The sequence below is a fragment of the Kaistia sp. UC242_56 genome, assembly GCF_044452255.1.
Taxonomy (GTDB): Bacteria; Pseudomonadota; Alphaproteobacteria; order Rhizobiales; family Kaistiaceae; genus Kaistia; species Kaistia defluvii_A.
Genome location: NZ_JBIOAN010000002.1, coordinates 1,206,996 through 1,228,842, shown reverse-complemented (window position 1 = coordinate 1,228,842; position 21,847 = coordinate 1,206,996). Strand labels below are relative to the sequence as shown.

The window sequence follows — 21,847 nt, the reverse complement described above, 5'->3', positions numbered from 1 at the left end:
GAGGATGCGGCGGCCGAGGCCGTCGCGGGCTGAAGAATGCAACGAAAGCTTGGCAAATCCAGCGGAACGGGCGCCTGCCCTGCCGCTGGAAAATCGTGAATCACGAAGGATCTAGAGAATGCATACGGGCGCCTTTTCCGACATATCCTGGGACCAGGACGGCAAGCAGGTCGGCTTCTTCAGCTTCCCCTATTCGATCGACCGCTCGCCCTATTACCAGATCAAGATGCCGGTCTGCCGGATCAGGAACGGCGAGGGACCGAGCCTGGTGCTGATGGCAGGCAATCATGGCGACGAGTATGAGGGCGAACTGACGCTGCTGAAGGCGATCCGCCTGATCGAGGCGTCCGACATCAAAGGCTCGCTCACCATCCTCACATCCGCCAACACGCCGGCGGTGATGGCGGCCAAGCGCTGTTCGCCCTTCGATGGCGGCAACATGAACCGCGCCTTCCCCGGCAATCCGTTCGGCGGCCCGACCCAGCGCATGGCGCATTTCATCGAGCACGAGATCTTCCCGCGGCACGAGGTGGTGCTGGACCTCCACTCCGGCGGCACCAGCATGGACCACCTGATCTGCAGCCTGATCGAGCGGCTTGGCGACGGCGAGCGCTACCAGCGCGGCCTGGAACTGATGCGCTCGATGCGCCTGCCCTATGGCATGATCGCCGACAACGGCCCGGACTCGCCGACCTCGATGGCGGCGGCCTTGCGTGCCGGCTGCATCGCGCTGTCGGGTGAATTCGGCGGAGGCGCCACGGCGACCAAGACCAGCATGGCCGTCACTCAACGCGCCGTCGACAATCTGTTGCAGGCCGTCGGACTGACCAGCCGGCCGATCCTCTATCTGGAGGCGGACCGTGGCCCCGAGACCGTCCTTCTGTCCACCGGCGGCCAGTCGCTGTTCGTCTATGCCGAGCGCGAAGGCTGGTTCGAGCCGGCGGTCGATATCGGCGACACGGTGGCCGCCGGCGACATTTGCGGCTGGCTGCATGATCTGGAGCGGCCGCTGGAAGAGCCGCTGGTGCTGCGCTTCCAAGAAGGCGGCATCGTGCTGACCCGCCGCCTGCACACGCACAGCCAGTCGGGCGACTGCCTGATGAACCTCGCCCGGTTCGAGTAAGGCGGGGCGCCGGAGGACGGCCGGCGCCGGGCCGGCCGTCGGGACGTAAAACCTCATCGCGGAGATTCCTGCGGTGACCGGTCGATCAAACGGGCCTTGACCCGGGAGGCCACAATGCTAGGCTTCTGTTGTAATGAATTCAATTCTATAAATATGGAATAAATCGAATCCGCACCGGGCCGATGGCCCTGCCCGCAGACCGGCTCGCAGAAGCTCGGCAATCGGGAAATGGGTCGGCACGGACAGCGAAGTCCAGAGAACAGCAACGGGGAACGACATGTTGAAATCCAGATTCCTGACCGCCGGCGCCGCTATCCTGGCGACCGCACTCTCCGCCTCGACGGCGCTCGCCGACATCACCATCCTGGCCTGGCCGGGCGAGCCGGCCGAGTCCGCCTTCCGCAAGGTGCTCGACCTCTACAACTCGACTGAAGGCGCCAAGAACAATTCGAAGGCCTCGGTGATCTATTTCAGCCAGCAGGGCTTCAAGGAGAAGATGCTGGCCGACGTCGCGGCGGGCTCGAAGGAATTCGACGTCATGCTGACGGCGACCTATGACGTCGGCCTCTATGCGCCGTTCATGACGCCGATCGACGATCTAGTCACCGACGACGTCTACAAGGTCGTCTCGAAGAACTCGATCGAGACGCAGAAATATAAAGGCAAGACCTACGGCATCCCGACCGACCTCAGCCTGCACTTCCTCTATTACCGCAAGGACCTGATCGACCAGCTCAATACCGATCCGGCCTGGAAGGCTAAATACGAGGAGATCTCGGAAAAGATCCTCGGCAAGAAGCTGTCGCCGAAGCCGGCCGACCAGTGGGATTGGGACGATTTCATCGCCTCCGCCCTGTTCTTCACCAAGTCGATCAATCCCGACAGCCCGGTCCGCTACGGCACGGTGCTGCAGATGAAGAACCTGCTCTACAACATCATGCTGTGGCAGGGCACGGTCGCCAGCAATGGCGGCAACTGGCGCGACAAGGACGGCAACATCACCGTCGACTCGCCCGCCTTCAAGCGCGGCCTCGAGATCTACAAGATCATCACCGACAACGAAGCGACGCCCGGCGACAGCTCGACCTATGAATATGGCGAGGCCAACAGCGTGTTCGGCGCCGGCCAGGTCGCCTTCATGCTGCAGTGGAACGCGGCCGTTCCGGAGTTCAACGACGCCACCAAATATCCGACGGTTGCCGGCAAGCTCGGCCTCAGCCATGAACCCGCTGGCTCGGAAGGTCCGAAGACCCACTTCCACAGCCTCGGCCTCGGCATCAACAAGAATACCGCGAAGCTGGACGAAGCGAAGGCGTTCCTTTCTTGGCTCGCCACCTCCGAGCCGATGAAGCTCTACGCCAAGGAAGGCGGTTCGCCGCCGCTCGCCGAGGGCCTGATGGCGGAGATCGCCGGCGACCGGCCGGAAATGCTGCTGATGGGCGAGCACGCCGCCAAATACGGCTTCGTCATGGACGGCGCCACCAGCGCAAAGGCGATGGGCATCTACACCAACATGGCCGAGAACTTCACCGGTTACTGGACCGGCGAGATCGAGCAGGACGAAGCGATCGCCAATGTCGTCGCCGACATGAAGAAGGCCTTCGCCCAGTAATTTCCGTCCGGTGACCTCAGGCTGTCGCGGGAAACCCTCGCGACAGCCTCCGCGCCCAGGAGCCCGAATGTCCTACGCAAGCTTCGAGAGCAAGGAGCAGGCCTCGGCCCGCGCCCTTCTCGTGCCCCTCTGCCTGTTCATGGGCGCGCTGCTCGGCTTTCCGACGCTGATCAACCTCTGGTATTCGTTCAGCGACGTCTCGTTCCAGAACATGATCGGCAGTTTCGTCGGCATCGATAACTACGTTGCCGCCGTGACCAATCCGAAGATGTGGCAGGCGCTGCGCTTCTCGCTGCAATTCGCCGTCATCTGCACCACGCTCGAGGTCGGCGCGGCCCTGATCCTCGTCTTCATCCTGCATCCGCTCCTGGTCAAGCGGCCGTGGATGACGGCGATCCTGATGCTGCCGATGATGGTGTCGCCGGCGCTGATGGGCGTGATGTACCGGCTGATCCTCAATGAATTCACCGGCGCCGTTCCGGTCTATCTCGAGATGATGGGCTATGCCGTCAACTTCCTCGGGCGCGGCAACATCTACAAGACCGTGGTCGCCATCGAGGTGCTGCAGTGGACGCCCTTCGCGTTCCTGATCCTGCTGACGGCGCGCCAGACCGTCTCCTACGAACTTGAGGAAGCCGCCGCCGTCGATGGCGCGACGGGCTTCCGCTCGACCTTTCACATCCTGCTGCCGATGATGAAGCCGGCGCTGGTGATCGTGATCTTCGTCCGCTTCATCGACAGCTTCCGCGTGTTCGACCACATCTATGTGCTCACCGGCGGCGGCCCGGGCAACCTGACCACGTCGATCAGCATCTACATCTACAAGCTGTTCTTCGTGCAGAACACGCTGGGCGAGGCCGTTGCCGTCTCGATCCTGCTGCTCTTGATGTCGCTCACCCTGATCGTGGTGGCGATGCGTCTTGTGGTCCGGAGGAGCTGACATGATCGTCTCGCGTCACAGCCGGTTCGACAGCGTCGCGCATTTCCTGCGCTGGGTGGTGTTCGTCGCCGTCGCGCTTCTGGTCAATTTCCCGATCCTGTCGACGGTGCTGACCTCGTTCAAGACCAATGCCGACATCAACGCCTACCCGCCGAAATGGATCTTCTCGCCGACGCTGGAGCATTATCGCGCGGTGCTCGCCTCGCCGAACGTGAACTATTCGCACTACATCATGAACAGCATCGTCATCGCGACGCTGGGCACGATCTTCGCCATCGTTCTGACCCTGCCGGCCGCCTACGCCATGGTGCGGCAGGGCGTAGGCCGGACTTGGCTGCTGCCCATCATCACCAACCTGCGCGCGCTGCCGCTGATCATCTTCGCGATCCCGTTCTACTTCATGTACAAGCAGGTCGGCCTGCTCGACACACGCATTGGCCTCGCCCTGATCAGCTGCATCATCAACATCCCGATCGCCTTGGTGATGTTCGTCGGCTTCGTGCAGGACGTGCCGCGCGAACTGGACGACGCCGCCAAGATTGACGGTGCATCGATGTGGAAGACGCTCTGGCATGTTGTGCTGCCGTTGAGCCGGCCGGTGATGCTCGCCGTCTTCCTGCTATCCTTCATCTACAGCTGGAACGAGTTCCTGTTCGGCCTGATCCTGACCACCAAGAATGCGGTCCCGGTAACGGTCGGCGCCACCTTCTTCGTCACCTCGCGCGGCATCGAATGGGGCCCGACGGCAGCGGCCATGACGATCGGCATCCTGCCGCCACTGATCCTCGGCCTGTTCGCCTATCCCTATATCGGCAAGTCGATGCTTGCCGGCGCGGTCAAGGGCTAGCCCTCCGCCCCGCCTTTTCTGGAAAACGGGTATCATGCAACCGACAGCCTATACCGACGCCGCCGCCCGCATCCGCGATCATGTCCGCCACACCCCGCTGGTGCCGGCCGCGCCCTCGCCCCGCAAAGGCGACCTGGCCGAGCTCTGGTTCAAGCCGGAATGCCTGCAGGTCTCGGGCTCGTTCAAGGCGCGCGGGGCGTTCAACTCGGTGCTGTCGCTGCCGGAAGAAGTGCGCAGCCGAGGCGTGGTCACCGCCTCGGGCGGCAATTTCGGCGCGGCGATCGCCTATGCCGGGCAACAGTTGGGCGTGCCCGCCAATGTCTGCGTCATGACTACCTCGACGGAGCTGGCGCGCCAGCGCATCGCCTCCTATGGCGCGGAGCTGCACGTAGTCGGCGCGTTCTGGGACCTTTCCTGGGAGGCCGGCCGCAAGCTGGCCGAGGAACGCGGCGGCGCCCTTCTCCACCCGTTCGCCGATGAGGCGACGATCGCCGGCCAGGGCACCATCGGCCTGGAGATCCTCGAGGACATGCCGGATGTCGACACGGTGGTGATCTCGATCGGCGGCGGCGGGCTGATCGCCGGCATCGCCGAGGCGATCAAGCAGCGCAAGCCCGGCGTGCACATCGTCGGCGTCGAGGCGGCCGGCTGCCCGACGCTCTTCGAGTCCCGCCAAGCCGGAAAACCGGTGATGCTCGAAAACGTCGTCACCAACGTGCCGATCCTGGCGGCCCGCGCTACCGCGCCGATCAATTTCGAGATCATCGAACGCTGCGTCGATGAACTCGTTCTGGTGCCGGAAGACGAGCCGGTCGCGGCGGCGGAATGGATGTGGAAGAACACCGGGCTCGCCGTGGAGCTTGGCGCAGCGACGGCAGCCGCCGCGGTTCTCAACGGCCACATCAAGCTCGCCGCCGGCGAAAAGACGGTTGTCGTCCTCTGCGGCAGCGGCAATGACGGCCTCGGCATCAAGGCCTAGATGAGGCGCGGGAGGCGGCGACCGAAGGGCGCCACCTCCCCGTTCGTTGGTCAGACTGCGTCGACGGTAGAGCTCGGGACCTTGACGCCGAGCTTGGCGGCAAAGCCTTCCAGCGCGGCCCAGGTGACGTTGTCGACCGGAATGCCGTCCACGGCGCGCTTCTTGGCTTCGACCTTTTCGATATCGCCCGGCGCATGAACCGTCTGGCCCGGCTTGCCCGGCTGGGCGCGCAGATCCTCGACGAAGGAGGAGATGCGGGCGTCGAACATCGACAGCGTCTGGAACATCGCCGGCGACAGCAAGATGAAGAAATGGCCGATCTGGATGGGCTTGGAGAAGTCCGGGCCGTTGAACGACGCCATCGTCTTGCCATGCCCCATGCCGGTGAAGGCCGAGCAGAGAATGTCGATCATCGCGGCGAGACCAGAGCCCTTATAGCCGAAGCCGGCGCCGCCGACCGGGGCGACCCAGACGGCCGCATTGGGGTCGGTGGTGAAATGGCCCTGATCGTCGACCGCGACTTCCTCGGGAAGCGGCGTGCCGGTGGCGCGGCGCAGGCCGACCCGGTTGAACGGGATGGAACTGGTCGCCATGTCCAGCAGCAGCGGGTCCTCACGCTCGACCGGAACGGCGAAGGAGAGCGGGTTGGTGCCGAAGAAGGCAGCGGCGCCGCCATGCGGGACGACCATGGCATCGGCATGGGTCATGCCGATCGCGACATAGCCCTTGGTCGCGGCATAGCGCGTGTAGCAACCGGTGGCGCCGTGATGGGTCGAGCGGCCGACGGTCGCGACCGCGACGCCGGTCTTGTCGGCAAGCTTCGCGGCCTCGTCGATGGCGCGGTAGCTGGCGAAATGGCCGAAGCCGTCATCGGCATCGATATGAACGGCGGAAGCCGCCTTTTCGGTAACGATCAGCGTCGGCGTCTTGTTGATCCGGCCGCCCGTGACGCCCTGCATGTAGAAAGGGATCAGGCGAACGCCGTGCGTGTCGAACGCGCGGGACGAGGCGTCGACCAGGGCGCGCGCACAGGCTTCCGCGCTCTCCGCGCTGACGCCGGCTGCCTTGAACAGGTCGGCGACGAACGGTTCGACGTCACGGGCCGCGGCACGAACGCCGGCGATCTTTTCCAAGGCCATGTCTATTCCTCAAGCAAGCGTTGAACCGGAAGCCGTCGGTCCGACTTCCTGGTTCGCCAATTCAACAAAAGCGAAGGGGTGCGAGGGTGCTCATCGCGAGCCAACGCAGCCGCGAACCCTCGTCTAAGGCGAAACCGCTCCGCATTCAAATGATGAATGAGGTGAAACACCTCAGAGCGCTTCGGAACCGCACGAAGGCGCTAATTTTCGGGGGCCGTGCGATTTCCGGCACACGCGACAGCCCAAAACGACCATGCCGGCCTCTGCGCGTGGCAGGGCCGGCATGGGAAGATGCGGCCGGGATACCCGGCCGGAAACGTCGCCTAGCGTAGGCGCGCGACGACGTCCATGAAGCGCTTGACGCGGTCGGCGTCGACCGCGTTCCAGGTGTAGCCATCGACCTTGAAATGGGTGCCGATGACGACGCCGCTAGCGTGGTTCAGGATGTCGGTGACGTTGTCGATGTTGACGCCGGTATTGGCGAAGACCGGAACGCTGGTGACGGTCTCGCAAACCTTGCGCAGGTTCGAGGCATCGGCCGGCTCGCCGGTGATCGGACCCGAGACGAGGATAGCGTCCGCGAGCGACGAGAAGACGGCGCTCTTGGCGCGCAGCTCGATCGGGCGCTGGTCGAGCGAATGGGCGAATTCGGCGTTGATGTTGAAGAGCAGCTTCATGTCGTCGCGGCCGAGATTGTGGCGCAGGCGCGATGCCTCGGCGCAATTCGGCTCCCAGATGCCCATGTCGGAAGCGAACACGCCGGTGAAGATCTCGCGCACGAAAGAGGCGCCGGTGACGGCGCCGATCGATACCGAGGCGATCGGATCCCACAGATAGTTGACGCCGAACGGAACCTTGAGCTCGGGCTTGATCGCCTGGACGATGGCCGACATGGCGGCGATGCCCGACGGCGCGCCCTTGAACACGTAGGGGCGATCGTTCTCATTGCCGAACATGATGGCATCGACGCCGCCGGCCTGCAGCTTCTCGACATCGGCGAGCGCGTCGTCGATCAGCTTGTTGAGGCCGCCCTTGGCGTCATAGAGCGGCGAACCCGGCAGGGCGCCGATATGCGACATCGAGATGACGACCTTCTTCTTGTCGCCGAAAAAGTCAAAAACCATAGTCCGCTCCATTGCGAGAGAAACTGGGAAGGGTTGGAAACTCAGGGGGCGACGTGCACGTCGACCTTGGCGGCTTTGAGCGCTGCCGCGATCTCGGGCGGCGGCGGCGCGTCGGTGATGAGCACGTCGATCTCGGTCAAGGGCGCGACATGCACCAGCGACATGCGCTGGAACTTGGACGAGTCGCACAATGCAACCTTCAGGCCGGAACGGTTGAGATAGACCTGTTTCAGATCGACATCCTCGAAGGAGTAGTCGAACAGCCCGCTTTCCGTGAGACCGGAAAGGCCGATGAAGCAGATGTCGAACCAGAGCTTCTCGAACTGCGCCACGGCCTCGGCGCCACCGACGGAGAGCTCGTCGCGACGCACCCGGCCGCCGGCGAGATAAACCTCAGCCTGGCTGGAGCCGAGCAAGGCGGCGACGCGCACGCTGTTGGTGAAAACCTTGGCATGCGCCCGCTCGCGCAGGTGGTTGGCGATCAGATAGGTCGTGGTGCCGACATCGAGGGCGATGGTGCGATGGGCCATCGACAGACCCGCCGCGGCGACGGCGATGCGTTCCTTGGCCTCGTTCTGGCGCCGGAGACGGGCGTCGAAGCTCGGCTCCTCGCTGTCCATCGATACCGTGGTGGTGCCGACTGCGCTCACAGCGCCGCCATGGGTGCGGATCAGCCGGCCGGCGCGTTCGAGCTCAACCAGATCGCGCCGCACCGTCATGTCGGAAACCTGGAGCTGCGCGGCGATCTCGGCGACCAGCACGGCGCCCGTCGCCCGCAGCGCGTCCAGAATGGCCGCATGCCGCATTTCCGGCAGGATGCGACCGCGGGCGGCGGCGTTCGGATCGGGCTTCGGTGCGTCAACCGGGGTTTCGGACAATCAACTTTCCTGCTGCGTGCGAGATCGCTCGAGTCTGGCTCCTTGCATAGCAGGAAAATAAACAAATTCAAACACGATGAACGACATTCTGTGCGAATATGTTGAATTCCTTAGCCGAGTGAAATTGCACAGGATTCAACGCAATTTCTCGACTGCCATTTCACTTAGTTTTTTCAAACAGTTAGATTTACGCTAGGGGTTTCCGCCTGGTCTCTCGCGCAAAAATTAAACACGATCGACCAAAAAAGATCCTTGAGGCGTTTGAATTTGTGCGCATACAATCGCGCCGCTTACGCTGGAAGATGTCGGCCTCGTGCCGGCAAATTGCGGAGGGCGGAACGGGAGCCGCAAGGCTCTCACCCTACGAGGGACGATAATGGCATCCATCGAGCTCGATCGAGTATCCAAGATCTACGCCAACGGCGCCTATGGTGTGCGCGACGTCGATCTGAAGATCGAGGACGGCGAATTCGTGATTTTCCTGGGCCCCTCCGGCTGCGGAAAATCCACCACGCTCCGCATGATCGCAGGCCTCGAAAGCATGTCGGCGGGCGATCTCCGGATCGGCGGCCGCAGCGTCAACAACGTCGCCCCGCGCGACCGCAATGTCGCCGTGGTGTTCCAGAGCTACGCGCTCTATCCGCACATGTCGGTCTGGCACAACATGGCCTTCGGCCTGAAGATGCGCGGCGTCGCCCTCTCCGAGATCGACGCCAAGGTTGCCAAGGCTGCCGATCTTCTCGGCCTCAACCATCTTCTGCAGCGCAAGCCCGGCGCGCTTTCCGGCGGCCAGCGCCAGCGCGTGGCGCTCGGCCGCGCCATCGTGCGCGAACCGGAAGCCTTCCTGCTCGACGAACCGCTTTCCAACCTCGATGCACAGCTTCGCGCCGAGATGCGACTTGAACTGGTCAAGCTGCATCGCCGACTTGGCCGCACCATCGTGCATGTGACGCATGATCAGGTCGAAGCGATGACCATGGGCGACCGTATCTGCATCATGCGCGAAGGGCGGATGATCCAGACCGGCCGGCCGCTCGACGTCTACGCCAATCCCGCCGACACCTTCGTAGCGCGCTTCCTGGCGACGCCGCCGATGAATCTGATCCCCGCGCAGCTCGAGCATGAGGGCGAGAAGCTGGTGGTGCGGATCGATTCCGAGACCAGCGTCACCGTCCCCGACAAGCACTATCTGCCCTATGTCCAGAAGGCAGGCGGGCCAATCACCGCCGGCATCCGCGCCGAGGATATCTACGAGACCCAGGACCGGCCCGATTGGCAGCGCATTCGCGTCAAGGTCGTCGCGGTGGAAGCGCTGGGCGCGGAAAACATCCTGATCGGCCAACTCGGTCGCGACAAGCCGATTGAAATCCAGGCGCGGCTCGGCCGGCATGTCTTCGCGCCGGTGGACTCGATGATCGACCTCTATGTCGATGTCGAGCCGATGCATCTCTTCGATTCAGAAACCGGCAAGGCGGTCGCGCGACCGCCTCTGCCGGTCGGTCGCTAAGGCGAGGGTTCCATGCGCAAGTTCGGCCTGCATTTCGGTTTGATTCTGGCATGCGTGGTCGTGCTGCTGCCGCCGCTTTGGGCGCTGCGCACCAGCCTGGTGCCGGAATCCATGTCCTACAGCACGGAGATCTTCCCGGCCTTCACGCTGGACAACTATACCGGCCTGTTCGCCAAGAACCGGTTTGGCACCTTCTATGTAAACAGCCTGATCGCGGCGCTCGGCTCGGTCATCGTGGCCCTCCCCTTCGCCGCCTGCACCGGCTACGCCTTCGCCCGCTTTCGCACCGGCGGGCGCTTCGCCCGGTTCGCGGTGCTGGCGACCCAGATGCTGCCTCCCGTGGCCCTGGTGCTTCCCGCCTTCGCGCTGCTGCGCGGCGCCGGCCTGACCAATTCGCTGCCCGGCCTTATCCTCGTCTATTCCGCGCTCAACCTGCCGTTCCTGACCTGGATCCTGATGGGATTCTTCGAAGGCGTGCCGGTCGACATGGAATGGGCGGCGATGACCGATGGCGCGACCGCCTGGGGCGCGTTCTGGCGGATTGTCCTTCCGATCTCGCTGCCTGGCCTTGCCGCGGCGGGCGTGCTCGGCTTCATTCTCTCGTGGAACGAGTTCCTGTTTGCCCTCGTCTTGAGCGGGCCGCAGACCGCCACGATACCTGTTTCGCTGGCTGCCTTGCAGACATCGAATGGCGTGCAGATTGCCAAGGTTTCGGCAGGTGTGGTGCTGGCCATCCTGCCGCTCGTGATCGCTTCGCGTTTCATCCAGCGCTTCATCATTCAGGGATTGACGTTCGGCGGTGTCAAATAAGCCGCAAGGCATCGCATCGCCGGCACAATGAGGAGAAAATCATGACGCTGAAACGGATTCTACTCGCAGCCGCCGGTGTGGGCGCGCTGCTGGCGACGGCTCCGGCCTATGCCGACGACATCGTCCTGCGCGCCCTCATGGAGGATGTGCCGGAGACCCAGATCATTGAGACGATGCTGCCCGACTTCGAGAAGGAGACCGGTATCAAGGTCGAGTTCGAGAAGATCGGCTACCCGGACATGCACGACAAGCTCGTGTCGCAGCTGGTCTCGCCGCAGAGCTACTACAATCTGCTCGAGGTCGACTTCCTCTGGGCGGGTGAGTTTCCGGCCGCCGGCTGGCTTGCGGACCTGAAGCCGTTCATCGAAAAGTCGAACTACGATCTCTCGCCGTTCATTCCCTCGACGCTAGACCTGCTCGGCCGCACGCCGGACAGCCTGCAGATCCTGCCCATGTACAATTACTCGATGGGCCTGATCTATCGGAAGGACCTGCTGGCCGATCCGAAGTTGCAGGAAGCGTTCAAGAAGGCGACCGGCAAGGACCTCGCGGTTCCCAAGACGCTCGCCGACTATGTCGAGATCTCCAAGTTCATGAAGGCCAATGCCGACGTGGCGGGCGCTGCCATGCAGGGCCAGCGCGGCGACCCGAACAGCATGGAATTCTCCAACTACCTGTTCTCGGCCGGCGGCAGCTATCTCGGCGACGGCAAGAAGGTCACGCTCGACAGCCCCGAGGGCAAGGTCGCGCTCGACCTCTATGTCGACAACATCAAGAACGGTGCGCAGCAGGGCGCGCTTTCCGCCAATCTCGACGACACGCTGCGCCTGATGTGCAGCGGCAAGGCGTTCAGCATGGTCACCTATTGGTGGATGCTGCCGCAGATCGACAATGCGGAGAAGTGCCCTGACGTGGCCGGCAAGGTCGCGCTCACCACCATGCCGGGCGGGCATGGCGAAAGCGGCGGCTGGGGCTGGGGCATTCCCAAGAATGTCAGCCCGGAAGAGCAGGAAGCCGCCTGGAAGTTCATCCAGTGGGTGCAGAGCAAGGACGTCTCGATCGCCCGCGCCCTGCAGGGCCACGCGCCCGTCCGCTCCGACGTCTACACGGACGCCAAGGTGCTCGAGAAGTACCCCTACTACAAGGAAGGCCAGGAGATCGTCGCGACCGGCAAGTCGTTCCCGATCTTCGCCTATTCCGCCCAGTATGAGGACGTGCTCGGCACGCATCTCTCGCAGGCCGGCGGCGGCGAGGCGACCACCGAGGACGCTCTGAAGGGCGCGGCCAAGGGCCTCGAGGAACTGCTGGCCAAGTAAGGCCCGGCAACCGGCACTTCGCCGTCACCACACAATGCGGGAGCGCGGCGCCAAGCTGCGCTTCCGTCGCCGGACAACCGGAAACGCTGCGCCGCGCGCTCGACAAGCAGAAACATCGGACGGGACCTCATGACAGGCTGGATGAACTGGGCGCATCGGGAAGCGCGGACGGGATGGGCCTTCGCCTCACCCGGACTGATCCTGCTCGCCATCGTCATGGGCTTTCCGCTGCTCTATGCCTGCGTGCTTTCGGTCTCGTCCTATACGCTGCTGAAGCCTGCGATCCTGCCGATCGTCGGTGCCGATAATTTCGCCACCATGATGGGAAGCGACCGCTTCTGGAACGCGACCTGGCTGACTGTGAAATATTCGGTCATCACCGTTACCGGCGAATTCGTCATCGGCCTTGGCATCGCGCTGATGCTGAACCGGGTCGTTCGTACCAAGCCCTATTACTTCGCCATTCTCACGATCCCGATGGCGATGTCGCCGGTCAGCGTCGCGCTGATCTGGCGCATGCTGCTGCAGCCCAATCTCGGCATCGTCAATCACCTGATGGAAACAATCGGCCTGCCGCGCCTCGACTGGCTGGGCTCGCCAAGCCTGGCGCTCTGGACCATGGCCGGCATCGACATCTGGCAGCAGATGTCCTTCGTCGTGCTGATCCTGGCGGCCGGCCTCGCCTCGCTGCCCCGCGAGCCCTATGAGGCGGCCGAAGTCGATGGCGCGCTTGGCTGGCAGCAATTCTGGTTCATCACCCTGCCGATGCTGCGCCCGGTCGCGGCGATCACGGTGATCATCCAGCTGATCAATGAATTCCGCACCTACGACCTGCCCTATGTGCTGACCAAGGGCGGCCCCGGCACTTCGACCGAAGTGCTGAGCTTCTTCGCCTACCGCCAGGCGTTCCTCGGTCTCTCGATCAATGAGGGCGCGGCGGCTGCCTTCGTTCTACTGGTGATCGTGCTGGCGATGACGGTGGTGTTCTTCGCCCTGCTGGAGCGCCAGTCGAAGCCGTAGCGACAGCTCCAGCATCGGCCAAAAGAGGCGGCGATCCTACGATCGCCGCCTTTTGCTTTTTCCGACCCCGATCGCCGCTAAGAAGCCTTGCGAAGCGGCGTCTTCAGGAATTGCCGGTTGACGCAATTGGTGAGCCGCCCCTCGTTCAGATAAGCGAGGATGCACTCGACCGCCTTGCGCTGCATGTCCTTCATCGAGGCCGGGCTGTAGAAGGCGGCATGCGGGCTCAACACGAGCCGGCCGTCGATCCAGGCCTCCCGGGCGCCCCAGGCAGCGATCAACGGGTGGTTGCGATCCGCCGGCTCTTTCGGCAGCACGTCGAGCCCGGCACCAGCAACGCGACCGTCCCGAAGGGCTTCCGTGAGGTCGTCGAGGTTGACGATCGGTCCGCGCGCCGTGTTGATCAGGATCAGCCCCGGCTTGGCCGCCGCGAAAGCCCCGGCGTCGATAAACCCATGGGTCTCCGCGCTAAGCGGGGCATGGACGGACAGCACGTCGCTGATCGACATCAACTCATGCAGGCTGTGCACGCGCTCATAGCCGGTCGCGAGCTCGACGCCGTTCGAAAGATGCGGATCGTAGAAGACGACGCGCATGTCGAAGGCGGCCGCCCGCCGAGCCGCGGCAAGACCGATGCGGCCAAGGCCCACCACGCCGAACGTCGCGCCGCGCAACCGCCGGACCAGCGGCGCGCGCGAGAAACTCCAGCCATTCGCCGGATCGCTGTTGAGCAGCCGATCATAGGTCTCGGTGCCACGCGTAAGCGCCAGCATCAGCGCGATGGCATGGTCGGCCACCTCGGTGGTGCCATAGTCCGGCACGTTGCAGACCGGAATGCCGCGCGCGCCCCAGCCTTCGAGATCGAGATTGTCGTAGCCGACGCCCTCGCGGACGACGATCTTCACGCTGGAAAAGTCATCGAGATCCGCCGGCACCGGCAGCGTCGCCGAGCAGTTGATCAGCGCATCCGCGGCGGCGCTGCGCTCGCGCGCCAGCCGGTAATCCGGACTCGTCTGGGTCGGGTCGATATCGAAGTCCACGCTGGAGCCGAACAGGCGTGCGAGTTCCTCGTTTTCGGGCGGATACCAATTGGCCTTCAGAATGCGCATAGTGCTCCTCACCGTTTTTGGCCCACCTTCATGCTGGCCTTGGCCAGATTGTTAACAGTAGACTTCATCGATGAGCAAGAGCCCTGTGACCCCTGCCCTGGAGCGGCGCGAACGTCGCGTCTTGACCGACGATGTCGCGGATTCGATCCGTGAAGCCATTCTGAGCGGCCGCATCAAGGGGGGCGAGCGGCTGATCGAGGACGAACTGGCAGAAAGCCTGAAGGTGAGCCGGGGGCCGATCCGGGCCGCGATTTTCCGGCTCCAGCAGGAAGGGCTGGTGGTGCATGAGACGCATCGCGGCGCGACGGTCGCCCGCGTGTCGGCTGAGGATGCGGAGGAGATCTACACCTTGCGCCGCGCCCTGGAAGGGCTGGCGATGGAGAATGCCTGCCTGAAAGCGACCGAAGCCGACCTGGCGCCCCTCGACGCGATTCTGCTGCTTTTCCAGTCAGTTCCGCGTGCCAGCATGACGCGCCGCCGGGTTGCCGAACTCGACATCGACTTTCATGACGCCCTGTTCCGCGCCGCGCATCACGGCCGGCTCTATCGCGCCTGGGAAGCGCTCCGCTCGCAGATATTCGTCTTCCTGCTGCTGCGCGACGGCCTGCCCGACGACTATCTGACCTCGTGGTATCGTGATCATGCCGATTTGCTGCAGAAGGTGCGCGAGGGGGACGTGGCCAAGGCCGTCACAGCTATCGACGAACATATTCAGGGCGCCTATGCGCGCCTCAAGGAACATCTCCAGCAGGATGTTCCGGCCTGAAAAGGCTGGGCGGAAGGCGCGAGCCGTCAGGGCAACATTGTTAACAATGCGGGTGACGAGGTCAGGCGGGTGCGTTAGCCCCGCCTGACCCGGAGCAGATTACGCGTTGGCGAAGCTCTCGCGGAACATCAGGTTCAGTTCCGCCACTACCGAGGCCGCGGGTTCGCCGGCCTTCAGCGCGACGTTGATGCGCTTCGCGGCCGCGTCCTGGAACTCCATGTAGCCATTATGGCGGGGGCGCAGCCAGGCGCCTTCCAGCGTCGGCCGCGTGTTCTCGTAGAAGCCGTGCGTCGGCGCATTGACGGCGGGATCTTCCCAGGCCGTTGCATGACCGGGCTGGCCGCCACTCGAGGCATAGAGACCGCGCTGGATATCGGCGCTGGCGAGCCAATAGGCGAGATCGATCGCCGCGTCCCGGTTCTCCGAATAAGCCGAAACGGCGATGCCAGTGCCGCCAAGCGCCGAGCCCACAGGACCGTTCGATCCCAGAACCGGCATGTCGGCGAAGGCGAGGCGATGGGGGCGGAAGCCGTCGATGGCATAGTTGACATAGCCATAGAGCAGCGGCGCCACCGCAATCTCGGAGCCTTCCGCGGCGAGCTTCTCGAACACTTCGATCGGGTCGCTGCCGAAATCGGCCATGCCGTTGGCGGCCAGGCTCTGCAGCAGCTCATAGACCCGAGCGCCTGCCTCCGGGTCGATCAGGTTGCCTTTGCCGGATACGTCACAGGGACGACCGAGATTGGCAGCGAGCGAATAGAAGCTCATCAGCGAATGCGGCGCACGGAACGGCAGCAGCGCCTTGCCGGGGCCAAGCGCCAGCACTTCGTCCCAGGTCGTCGGCGGCGTGTCGATTAGGTCGGGGCGATAGGCCAGCACCGGGGTCGCAGCGTCGATCGGGAATGCCCACTGGTGGCCCTGCCAGGTGTAGCTCGGATAGGACTTGCCCACGGAGCCGGCGGCCATTGCCTCACGCTCTGCCTCGCGGCCGGGGACGTCCAGCGGGGCCAGGCAGCCTTCCTTGGTGATCTGGCCGACATGCGGATGATCGATGACGATCAAATCATAGGCGCGCGCCAGTTCCTCGACGGGGAAGCTCTCGAAATCCTGCAGCGAGCGCTTGTCCCATTCGACCGCGACGCCCGTCTCCTTCAGATATAGCTCGGCGCAGGCAACCATCGGATCGTAGCCGCGCGGGTGGCTCCAGGTCATGCCCTTGAGCGTGATCGGCTTGGTCATATCTCTTCCCCCTCAAAGACCGAATTCGGCCCGGATCTCTTCCGTGTGTTCGCCAATGCGCGGCGCGGCGCGCGACAGCGGCGGGCGCTTGCCGTCGACGCGTATCGGCGACCGGGTGGTAACGACGCGAACATTGTCGGCGCGTTCCACCGTCTGCAGCATGTCGAGCGCTGTGAAGCCCTCGCTCTGCAGCAGTTCCGGCCATTCCAGCACCTTGGCGCACCAGATGTCGGCGGGCTCGAGGATGGCGAGCCAATGCTCGGTCGTCTCGGTCGCGAGCTTGTCGGCAATCAGCCGCTTGATCGCATCGCGCTCGGAGAACCAGCTTTTCGGCGTGTCGCGATAGGGGTCGAGCTCCGGCATGTCGAGAAGATCGGCCAGCTTCGGAATCGGCGTCATGGCGACGGCGAGGAAGCCGTTCTTGGTCGGATAGATGCCGTAGGGCGCGGAAAGATAGGCATGCGCGCTGCGGAAACTGGCGCGGGTCGGCTTGCGGCCACCATCGTTCAGATGCGTCGTCAGCACCTCGAACTGGAAGTCGATCAGCGCTTCCATCAGGCTGGTCTCGACATGCGAGCCCTTGCCCGAGATGCCGCGCTTGACCAGCGCCGCCAAAACGCCCTGGCAAAGCGCCGCGCCGGCGAGCATGTCGGCGATGGCGAGGCCGAACGGCACCGGCCCCTGGCCCTCGTCGCCATTCAGCCAGGTGACGCCGGAGCGGGCCTGCGCCAGCAGATCCTGACCCGGGCGCGTGACCCACGGCCCCTCGTCGCCATAGCCGGTGATCGAGCCATAGACGACGTCGGGATTGATCGCCTTGATCGTCTCGTAGCCGAGGCCGAGGCGATTGATCACGCCGGGGCGGAAGTTCTGCATCACGACGTCGGCCTTGGCGAGGAGCTTCTTCAGGCTCTCGAGCTCAGCCGGGTTCTTCATGTCGACGGCGTAGCTCTCCTTGTTGCGATTGATCGCATGGAAGAGCGTGGAATCGCCGCCGATCTCGGTGTCGGTCAGGTAGAGGCGACGGCAGAGATCGCCGCCATCCGGGCGCTCGATCTTGATGACGCGGGCGCCGAGATCGAGCAGCCGCAGCGCGCAATAGGGGCCGGACAGGAACTGGCTGAGATCGACGACGAGCAGGCCGTCGAGCGGCAAATCGGATTGGGACATTCTTGGCCTATTTCTTCTCGACCTGATCGGCGAAAGCGGTGGCGTCGCGGTACCGGACGGTCTGCAAATGCTCGCAATAGAGCACCAGCTCCCCCTCGCCCTTGAACACTTCGTAGGATGCCCGGATCAAGCCCATCTCGGCGTATTTCGGACGCTTTTCGAGATTGGTACGCACCGTGTAGATGGTGTCGCCGATGAACACAGGCTTGATGAAGCGGAGCTTGTCGTAGCCATAGGAAAAGGCGTTGACGCAGTTGGTCGCGACAAGGCCGAGGCCGGCCGAGAAGACGAAGGCGCCGGCCACCAGCCGGCGGCCGAACACGCCTTCCGTCTCGGCGAATTTCTGGTCCTGGACGTAAGGGTGGATGTCGGTCACGAGCACATTGAAGAGATGCGAGTCGCTTTCGCCGATCGTGCGGCGCAGCGAGCGGATCTTCTGGCCGACCGGCCAATCCTCATACAGCCAGTTCTCCGCATTCCAGACCGGAAGGTCCGCGTGATCCCTAGGCATGTCCTTGGGATGCGTCGAACTCACGCCGACAGTCGGCGCGAAATCCTCAGTTGTCATCGTCCTCTCCGTCCCTCAATTTTCTTCATATATCAATCAACCGCTCATCTGCAAATCAAGTTTCCGCCCGCAGATCCATTGATCGATTGGATCAGATGCCTCGCCGATCAGGGCTGTTTCGGTACCGGCGTTGCCGGCTCGGCGGCCGAGCGGAACGCTGCCTCGACCAGCGCCATGGTGTGCCAGGCATCCTCGACCGAGGTAACGAGGGTTTCGTCCTCGCCGGCGGCAAAGCGCTGCAGGTTCGACATCACGCCGGCAAAGGCATGGGGGAACCAGCCGCCCGCCAACGGGACCTGCTGCCAGTCGGCGGCCGCGCCCCGAGCGGCGGTGATCCACAGCTCATCCGGCTCGCCTTCCGGATAGTTGAGCAGGAGGCCGAGCTTGACGGAGGCCGCGCCCTGGTCGCCCTCGAAGCGGAAGGTGGCATCCTGAAATTTGCGGCCAAAATCATGGTCGTGGTTGATCGACAGGGTACAACGGATATCCCCGCCGAAATCCAGGATCGCCGAAGTGCGCGTCTGCGCCAGCTCGTTGCCGGGATGGCCCAGCGTGCGGGCATGGATGCCGACCGGGTTGCCGAGCATGGCGCGGATCAGGTCGAGATAGTGGATCGAATGGACCGCGATCTCGACTCGCGACATCCCCTTCAGGAAGGGGAACAGATGCCAGGGCGTGACGAGGTTCAGATGCATCTCGACATCGACCAGACGGCCGAGCAGCCCCCTGGCCAGCGCATCGCGCACCGCCAGCATCATCGGCGAGAAGCGGAGCTGAAAATTGACCGCGGCGTTGAACTGACGCTCGCGTGCCAGCTTCAGGATCGCGGTCGCCTCGTCGAGATCGCGCCCCATCGGTTTCTGGATCAGCACGGTCGCCCCCTTGGGCAAGCGACGCATGATTTCCAGGTGGGCTGCCGGCGGCGTCGCCAGGTCGAATACCGCGTCGCGCACGGCGACCGCCTCGTCCAGCGTCCGAAGGAACGGCACGCCCCATTGCTCGGCCAGCGCCTTGGCGCGCCCGACATCGCGATCGAAGATGCCGGCGACCGGGAAGCCCGCCAGCGCATAGGCCGGAAGATGCGCGTCGTTGACGATGCCGCCGGCGCCGATGATGACGATCGGGCGCGGCGCTGTGGGCAGCGGCCAGACCTGAACAAGCGATGCGGGGTCGAAGGACGTCATGGCAATCTCATTTCCGTATGGCGGGAAACGCCTTGCTGCCCTTCTCCCATCTGCGGAGAGGGCTACGTGAAGGGCTCGCGGCGATTGATCGAAGAGCCCCGCCAATATTTCAATCGATGTGGAAGACTTCTTCCATACCGGCCCACCACTCGCCTTCCCTACGGGTATCGAGCGGCTTCTGCAGGGGCATGCAGACGGACCACCATTCCTGCGTCGTCGGATCCGCGGCCATCTTGGCGCTGTCGGCGGCGAAATCGGTGCCGTGATATTCGAAATAGGCGAAGAGCAGGTTTTCCGGCTCCTTCAGGTAGATCGAATAGTTCCTGATGTTGCAGTCAGCGATCTTGGCCAGCACGCCCGGCCAGACGTCGGCGTGCAGGCGCTTATATTCCGCAATGGCGCTCGGCTGCAGGCCGATGACATTTCCCATACGCTGCATGGTGTTTTCCTCCCGTTCAGTTTGGGTCGTTGGGTGGTGCGTGCTTCGAGACGCCCGCTGACGCGGGCTCCTCAGCATGTTGAAGGGGCGGCAGTGAGACGAACTCCACTCCCCAACATGCTAAGGTGCCGGCAACGCCGGGCCTCGAAGCACGCACGGCGCCCGCAAAGCCTAATCCAGCCGGTAAATCCGCTCGGCGTTGCGATGAAGCAGGCCGGCCTTCTCGTCGTCGCTGGCGCCGCGGATGATCTCATGCGTTGCCGCGACCCACTTGCCCAAATCGGCCGTCAGCGTGCAGACGGGCCAGTCCGAACCCCAGACGACCCGGTCCCAGCCGAAGGCGCCGATCGTATGCTCGACGAAGGGCCGAAGGTCCTCGACCGTCCAGTTGACCGGATCGGCATAGGCGATGACACCGGAGATCTTGGCAGCAACATTCGGCAGCTCGGCGATCGCCGACATGTTGGTGCGCCAGGGCTCGAAGGCCTTGTCCTTGACATCAGGCACGCCGCAATGATCGACGATGAACTGGACGTCGGGGGCCGCCTTGGCGATGGCGATGGCGATCGGGATCTGGCGCGGCAGAACGCAGAAATCGAAGCTCAATTTGTGCGCGGCGAGACGCTTGATGTTTTCCGTGAAGATCGGCCGCTGGCCAAGCTCATCCGGCGATTCATGCAGGATGCGGCGCAGGCCCCTCACCTTCGGATTGGCGGCGAGGCGCTCGAGTTGGCCGGCGAACTCCGTGCTCTCGGGCCGACAGGCGGCGATCGCGCCGATCACGCCCTGGCCAAGGCCGGTTACAAAAGCCGTCTCGGCCTCGATATCGGCCTCGGCGACATCGACCTCCATATGCAGCATGTCGGTGATGCCCGCGGCCTTTGCCTGGGGCAGGTAATCTTCGAGCGTGAAATTCCGATTGAGCTTCGGCGCGCCGCCGAGCCAGGGATAGGAAAACCGCTCCTGATGGACCAGGTGCAGGTGGGTATCGATCATCCGCATCGCACGTCTCCTCCGCCCGGGCTCTTCGGCTCCGGTTCATTCATATGTGGGTGCATCATTCACAGTGTTACGGGCCTGGCAAGGCCCGTTTCGACACGGCGGCAACCTGGATTCGTCGACTCAGGCTGCCGGTTGGACGTTCAGGCTTCGGCTTGGCCGCGGCCGAGCACATGCGACAGATCCCGGCTCGCGGCGAGCAGGATGGTCATCACCTCCTGCATGTCGGGAACATTGGGACGATCGATGCGCGGCAGGAAGGGACAGGTCAGCGCCGCCAGCGCCGTGTCGTTGGCGCCCAGCACCGGCACCGACAGGTTATAGACCGACTGCGACTGCGAACTCGCCGTCGACTCGTAGCCACGCCGGCGAATCTGCACCAGGCGCTCATCGAGATTGTCGGGCCGCCCCTTGTCCTCGGCCTGCTCCTCGCGCTCGGCTTCCATCATCGACCGCTCCTCCGGCGTCGCGAAAGCGAGCAGCACATGGCCCGAGCCGGTATTGTAAAGACTGACCCGCGCGCCCACACGAATTGAATAACTCCAATAGCTTGGCGCATCCATCTGGGCGACGACGACGATCCGGCCGCGGTCGTAGATGGCGAGGTGGCAGGCCTGTTCCGAATAGCGAGAAAACTGCCGCATCACCGGCAGCGCCTGGCTGACGAGCCGGCGGACCGGCGCGTGCTGATGGGCTAGAGCGAACAGCCGAAGGGTCAGCTCGTAGCGATCGCCATGCACGCGGGCGACATAGCTGCGCCGCACGAGGCGGTCGAGCATGCGGTAGATCTCGTTCGGAGACCGGTTCAGCGCCTTGGCGATTTCCGCCTGCGTCATGCTCTCGTCGGTCGCGGCGAGCAGCTCGAGAATGTCCAACCCCTTGTCCAGGGCAGGTGCGCGATATCGATCGTTTGCGTCGTCCAGCATGGTGCGCCTCCCCATGGGCCCCGGGCCCGGCCGTGACAAGTTAGACATTGACTCGGTCCAGTCAATTTCGCTTATATACGAATGCTCCATTCAGTGGTGGAGAATGTGGCGACCTCGAACCCACGCGGTTCGGTCGTTTTCTGGGAGGAATT

The 21,847-nt window shown here is 63.8% G+C and carries 21 protein-coding genes; 10 read left to right on the top strand and 11 right to left on the bottom strand.

The features are described from left to right. Positions 1-118: 118 nt before the first annotated feature. The 5 genes from ACHMWQ_RS08465 (at position 119) to ACHMWQ_RS08445 (ending at position 5,501) form a co-directional block, all read left to right on the top strand. Complete coding sequence (locus ACHMWQ_RS08465; RefSeq protein WP_396307113.1) at positions 119-1,123, top strand: succinylglutamate desuccinylase/aspartoacylase family protein; 1,005 nt, start codon at positions 119-121, stop codon at positions 1,121-1,123. 277 nt (positions 1,124-1,400) lie between these two features. After that, positions 1,401-2,735: an extracellular solute-binding protein gene (locus tag ACHMWQ_RS08460; RefSeq protein WP_396307112.1), complete on the top strand. Its 1,335-nt coding sequence runs from the start codon at positions 1,401-1,403 to the stop codon at positions 2,733-2,735. 67 nt (positions 2,736-2,802) lie between these two features. Beyond that, on the top strand, positions 2,803-3,675 hold the full coding sequence (locus ACHMWQ_RS08455) for a carbohydrate ABC transporter permease (protein WP_396307111.1): 873 nt from the start codon (positions 2,803-2,805) through the stop codon (positions 3,673-3,675). Between the two features lies 1 nt (position 3,676). Further along, the gene (locus ACHMWQ_RS08450; RefSeq protein ID WP_396307110.1) at positions 3,677-4,522 is read left to right on the top strand and encodes a carbohydrate ABC transporter permease; all 846 of its coding nucleotides are present in this window, start codon (positions 3,677-3,679) and stop codon (positions 4,520-4,522) included. 34 nt (positions 4,523-4,556) lie between these two features. After that, on the top strand, positions 4,557-5,501 hold the full coding sequence (locus ACHMWQ_RS08445) for a threonine/serine dehydratase (protein WP_396307109.1): 945 nt from the start codon (positions 4,557-4,559) through the stop codon (positions 5,499-5,501). 50 nt (positions 5,502-5,551) lie between these two features. Here ACHMWQ_RS08445 and ACHMWQ_RS08440 read toward each other — a convergent pair whose 3' ends face one another. From ACHMWQ_RS08440 to ACHMWQ_RS08430, 3 genes are all read right to left on the bottom strand, one after another. Then, complete coding sequence (locus ACHMWQ_RS08440; protein WP_396307108.1) at positions 5,552-6,640, bottom strand: Ldh family oxidoreductase; 1,089 nt, start codon at positions 6,638-6,640, stop codon at positions 5,552-5,554. A gap of 323 nt (positions 6,641-6,963) precedes the next feature. Further along, positions 6,964-7,764 carry a BtpA/SgcQ family protein gene (locus ACHMWQ_RS08435; protein WP_354552303.1) on the bottom strand — a complete coding sequence of 267 codons (801 nt, stop codon included), beginning with the start codon at positions 7,762-7,764 and terminating at the stop codon, positions 6,964-6,966. Between the two features lie 41 nt (positions 7,765-7,805). Next, on the bottom strand, positions 7,806-8,570 hold the full coding sequence (locus ACHMWQ_RS08430) for a DeoR/GlpR family DNA-binding transcription regulator (protein ID WP_354552807.1): 765 nt from the start codon (positions 8,568-8,570) through the stop codon (positions 7,806-7,808). A gap of 448 nt (positions 8,571-9,018) precedes the next feature. Here ACHMWQ_RS08430 and ACHMWQ_RS08425 point away from each other — a divergent pair, with 448 nt between their 5' ends. The 4 genes from ACHMWQ_RS08425 (at position 9,019) to ACHMWQ_RS08410 (ending at position 13,295) form a co-directional block, all read left to right on the top strand. Then, the gene (locus ACHMWQ_RS08425; protein ID WP_396307107.1) at positions 9,019-10,149 is read left to right on the top strand and encodes an ABC transporter ATP-binding protein; all 1,131 of its coding nucleotides are present in this window, start codon (positions 9,019-9,021) and stop codon (positions 10,147-10,149) included. Between the two features lie 12 nt (positions 10,150-10,161). After that, positions 10,162-10,959, top strand: a complete 798-nt coding sequence (locus ACHMWQ_RS08420) for a carbohydrate ABC transporter permease (protein ID WP_396307106.1) — start codon at positions 10,162-10,164, stop codon at positions 10,957-10,959. A 41-nt stretch (positions 10,960-11,000) separates the two neighbouring features. Then, a complete protein-coding gene (locus ACHMWQ_RS08415; RefSeq protein WP_396307105.1) occupies positions 11,001-12,275 on the top strand; it encodes an ABC transporter substrate-binding protein in 1,275 nt (424 codons plus the stop codon). A gap of 129 nt (positions 12,276-12,404) precedes the next feature. Further along, a complete protein-coding gene (locus ACHMWQ_RS08410) occupies positions 12,405-13,295 on the top strand; it encodes a carbohydrate ABC transporter permease (RefSeq protein ID WP_266330951.1) in 891 nt (296 codons plus the stop codon). A gap of 77 nt (positions 13,296-13,372) precedes the next feature. Here ACHMWQ_RS08410 and ACHMWQ_RS08405 read toward each other — a convergent pair whose 3' ends face one another. Beyond that, positions 13,373-14,404, bottom strand: a complete 1,032-nt coding sequence (locus ACHMWQ_RS08405) for a C-terminal binding protein (RefSeq protein WP_396307104.1) — start codon at positions 14,402-14,404, stop codon at positions 13,373-13,375. A 70-nt stretch (positions 14,405-14,474) separates the two neighbouring features. Here ACHMWQ_RS08405 and ACHMWQ_RS08400 point away from each other — a divergent pair, with 70 nt between their 5' ends. Next, positions 14,475-15,170, top strand: coding sequence for a GntR family transcriptional regulator (locus ACHMWQ_RS08400; protein WP_396307103.1), 696 nt, complete (start codon positions 14,475-14,477; stop codon positions 15,168-15,170). 99 nt (positions 15,171-15,269) lie between these two features. On the opposite strand, the gene ACHMWQ_RS08395 is transcribed toward ACHMWQ_RS08400, so the two are convergent. From ACHMWQ_RS08395 to ACHMWQ_RS08365, 7 genes are all read right to left on the bottom strand, one after another. Then, positions 15,270-16,409 (bottom strand): extracellular solute-binding protein, encoded by a 1,140-nt coding sequence (locus tag ACHMWQ_RS08395; RefSeq protein ID WP_396307102.1) that lies wholly within the window; start codon positions 16,407-16,409, stop codon positions 15,270-15,272. Between the two features lie 12 nt (positions 16,410-16,421). Beyond that, entirely contained in the window at positions 16,422-17,579 is a 1,158-nt protein-coding gene (locus ACHMWQ_RS08390; RefSeq protein WP_396307101.1) for a CaiB/BaiF CoA transferase family protein, read from the bottom strand. A gap of 7 nt (positions 17,580-17,586) precedes the next feature. Further along, positions 17,587-18,147 carry a MaoC family dehydratase gene (locus tag ACHMWQ_RS08385; protein ID WP_396307100.1) on the bottom strand — a complete coding sequence of 187 codons (561 nt, stop codon included), beginning with the start codon at positions 18,145-18,147 and terminating at the stop codon, positions 17,587-17,589. A gap of 107 nt (positions 18,148-18,254) precedes the next feature. Then, the gene (locus tag ACHMWQ_RS08380; RefSeq protein ID WP_396307099.1) at positions 18,255-19,331 is read right to left on the bottom strand and encodes a Gfo/Idh/MocA family protein; all 1,077 of its coding nucleotides are present in this window, start codon (positions 19,329-19,331) and stop codon (positions 18,255-18,257) included. A gap of 109 nt (positions 19,332-19,440) precedes the next feature. Continuing rightward, complete coding sequence (locus ACHMWQ_RS08375; RefSeq protein WP_396307098.1) at positions 19,441-19,770, bottom strand: L-rhamnose mutarotase; 330 nt, start codon at positions 19,768-19,770, stop codon at positions 19,441-19,443. A 171-nt stretch (positions 19,771-19,941) separates the two neighbouring features. After that, positions 19,942-20,772 carry an amidohydrolase family protein gene (locus ACHMWQ_RS08370; RefSeq protein WP_396307097.1) on the bottom strand — a complete coding sequence of 277 codons (831 nt, stop codon included), beginning with the start codon at positions 20,770-20,772 and terminating at the stop codon, positions 19,942-19,944. A 140-nt stretch (positions 20,773-20,912) separates the two neighbouring features. Continuing rightward, positions 20,913-21,695, bottom strand: coding sequence for an IclR family transcriptional regulator (locus ACHMWQ_RS08365; RefSeq protein ID WP_396307096.1), 783 nt, complete (start codon positions 21,693-21,695; stop codon positions 20,913-20,915). Positions 21,696-21,847: the final 152 nt, after the last annotated feature.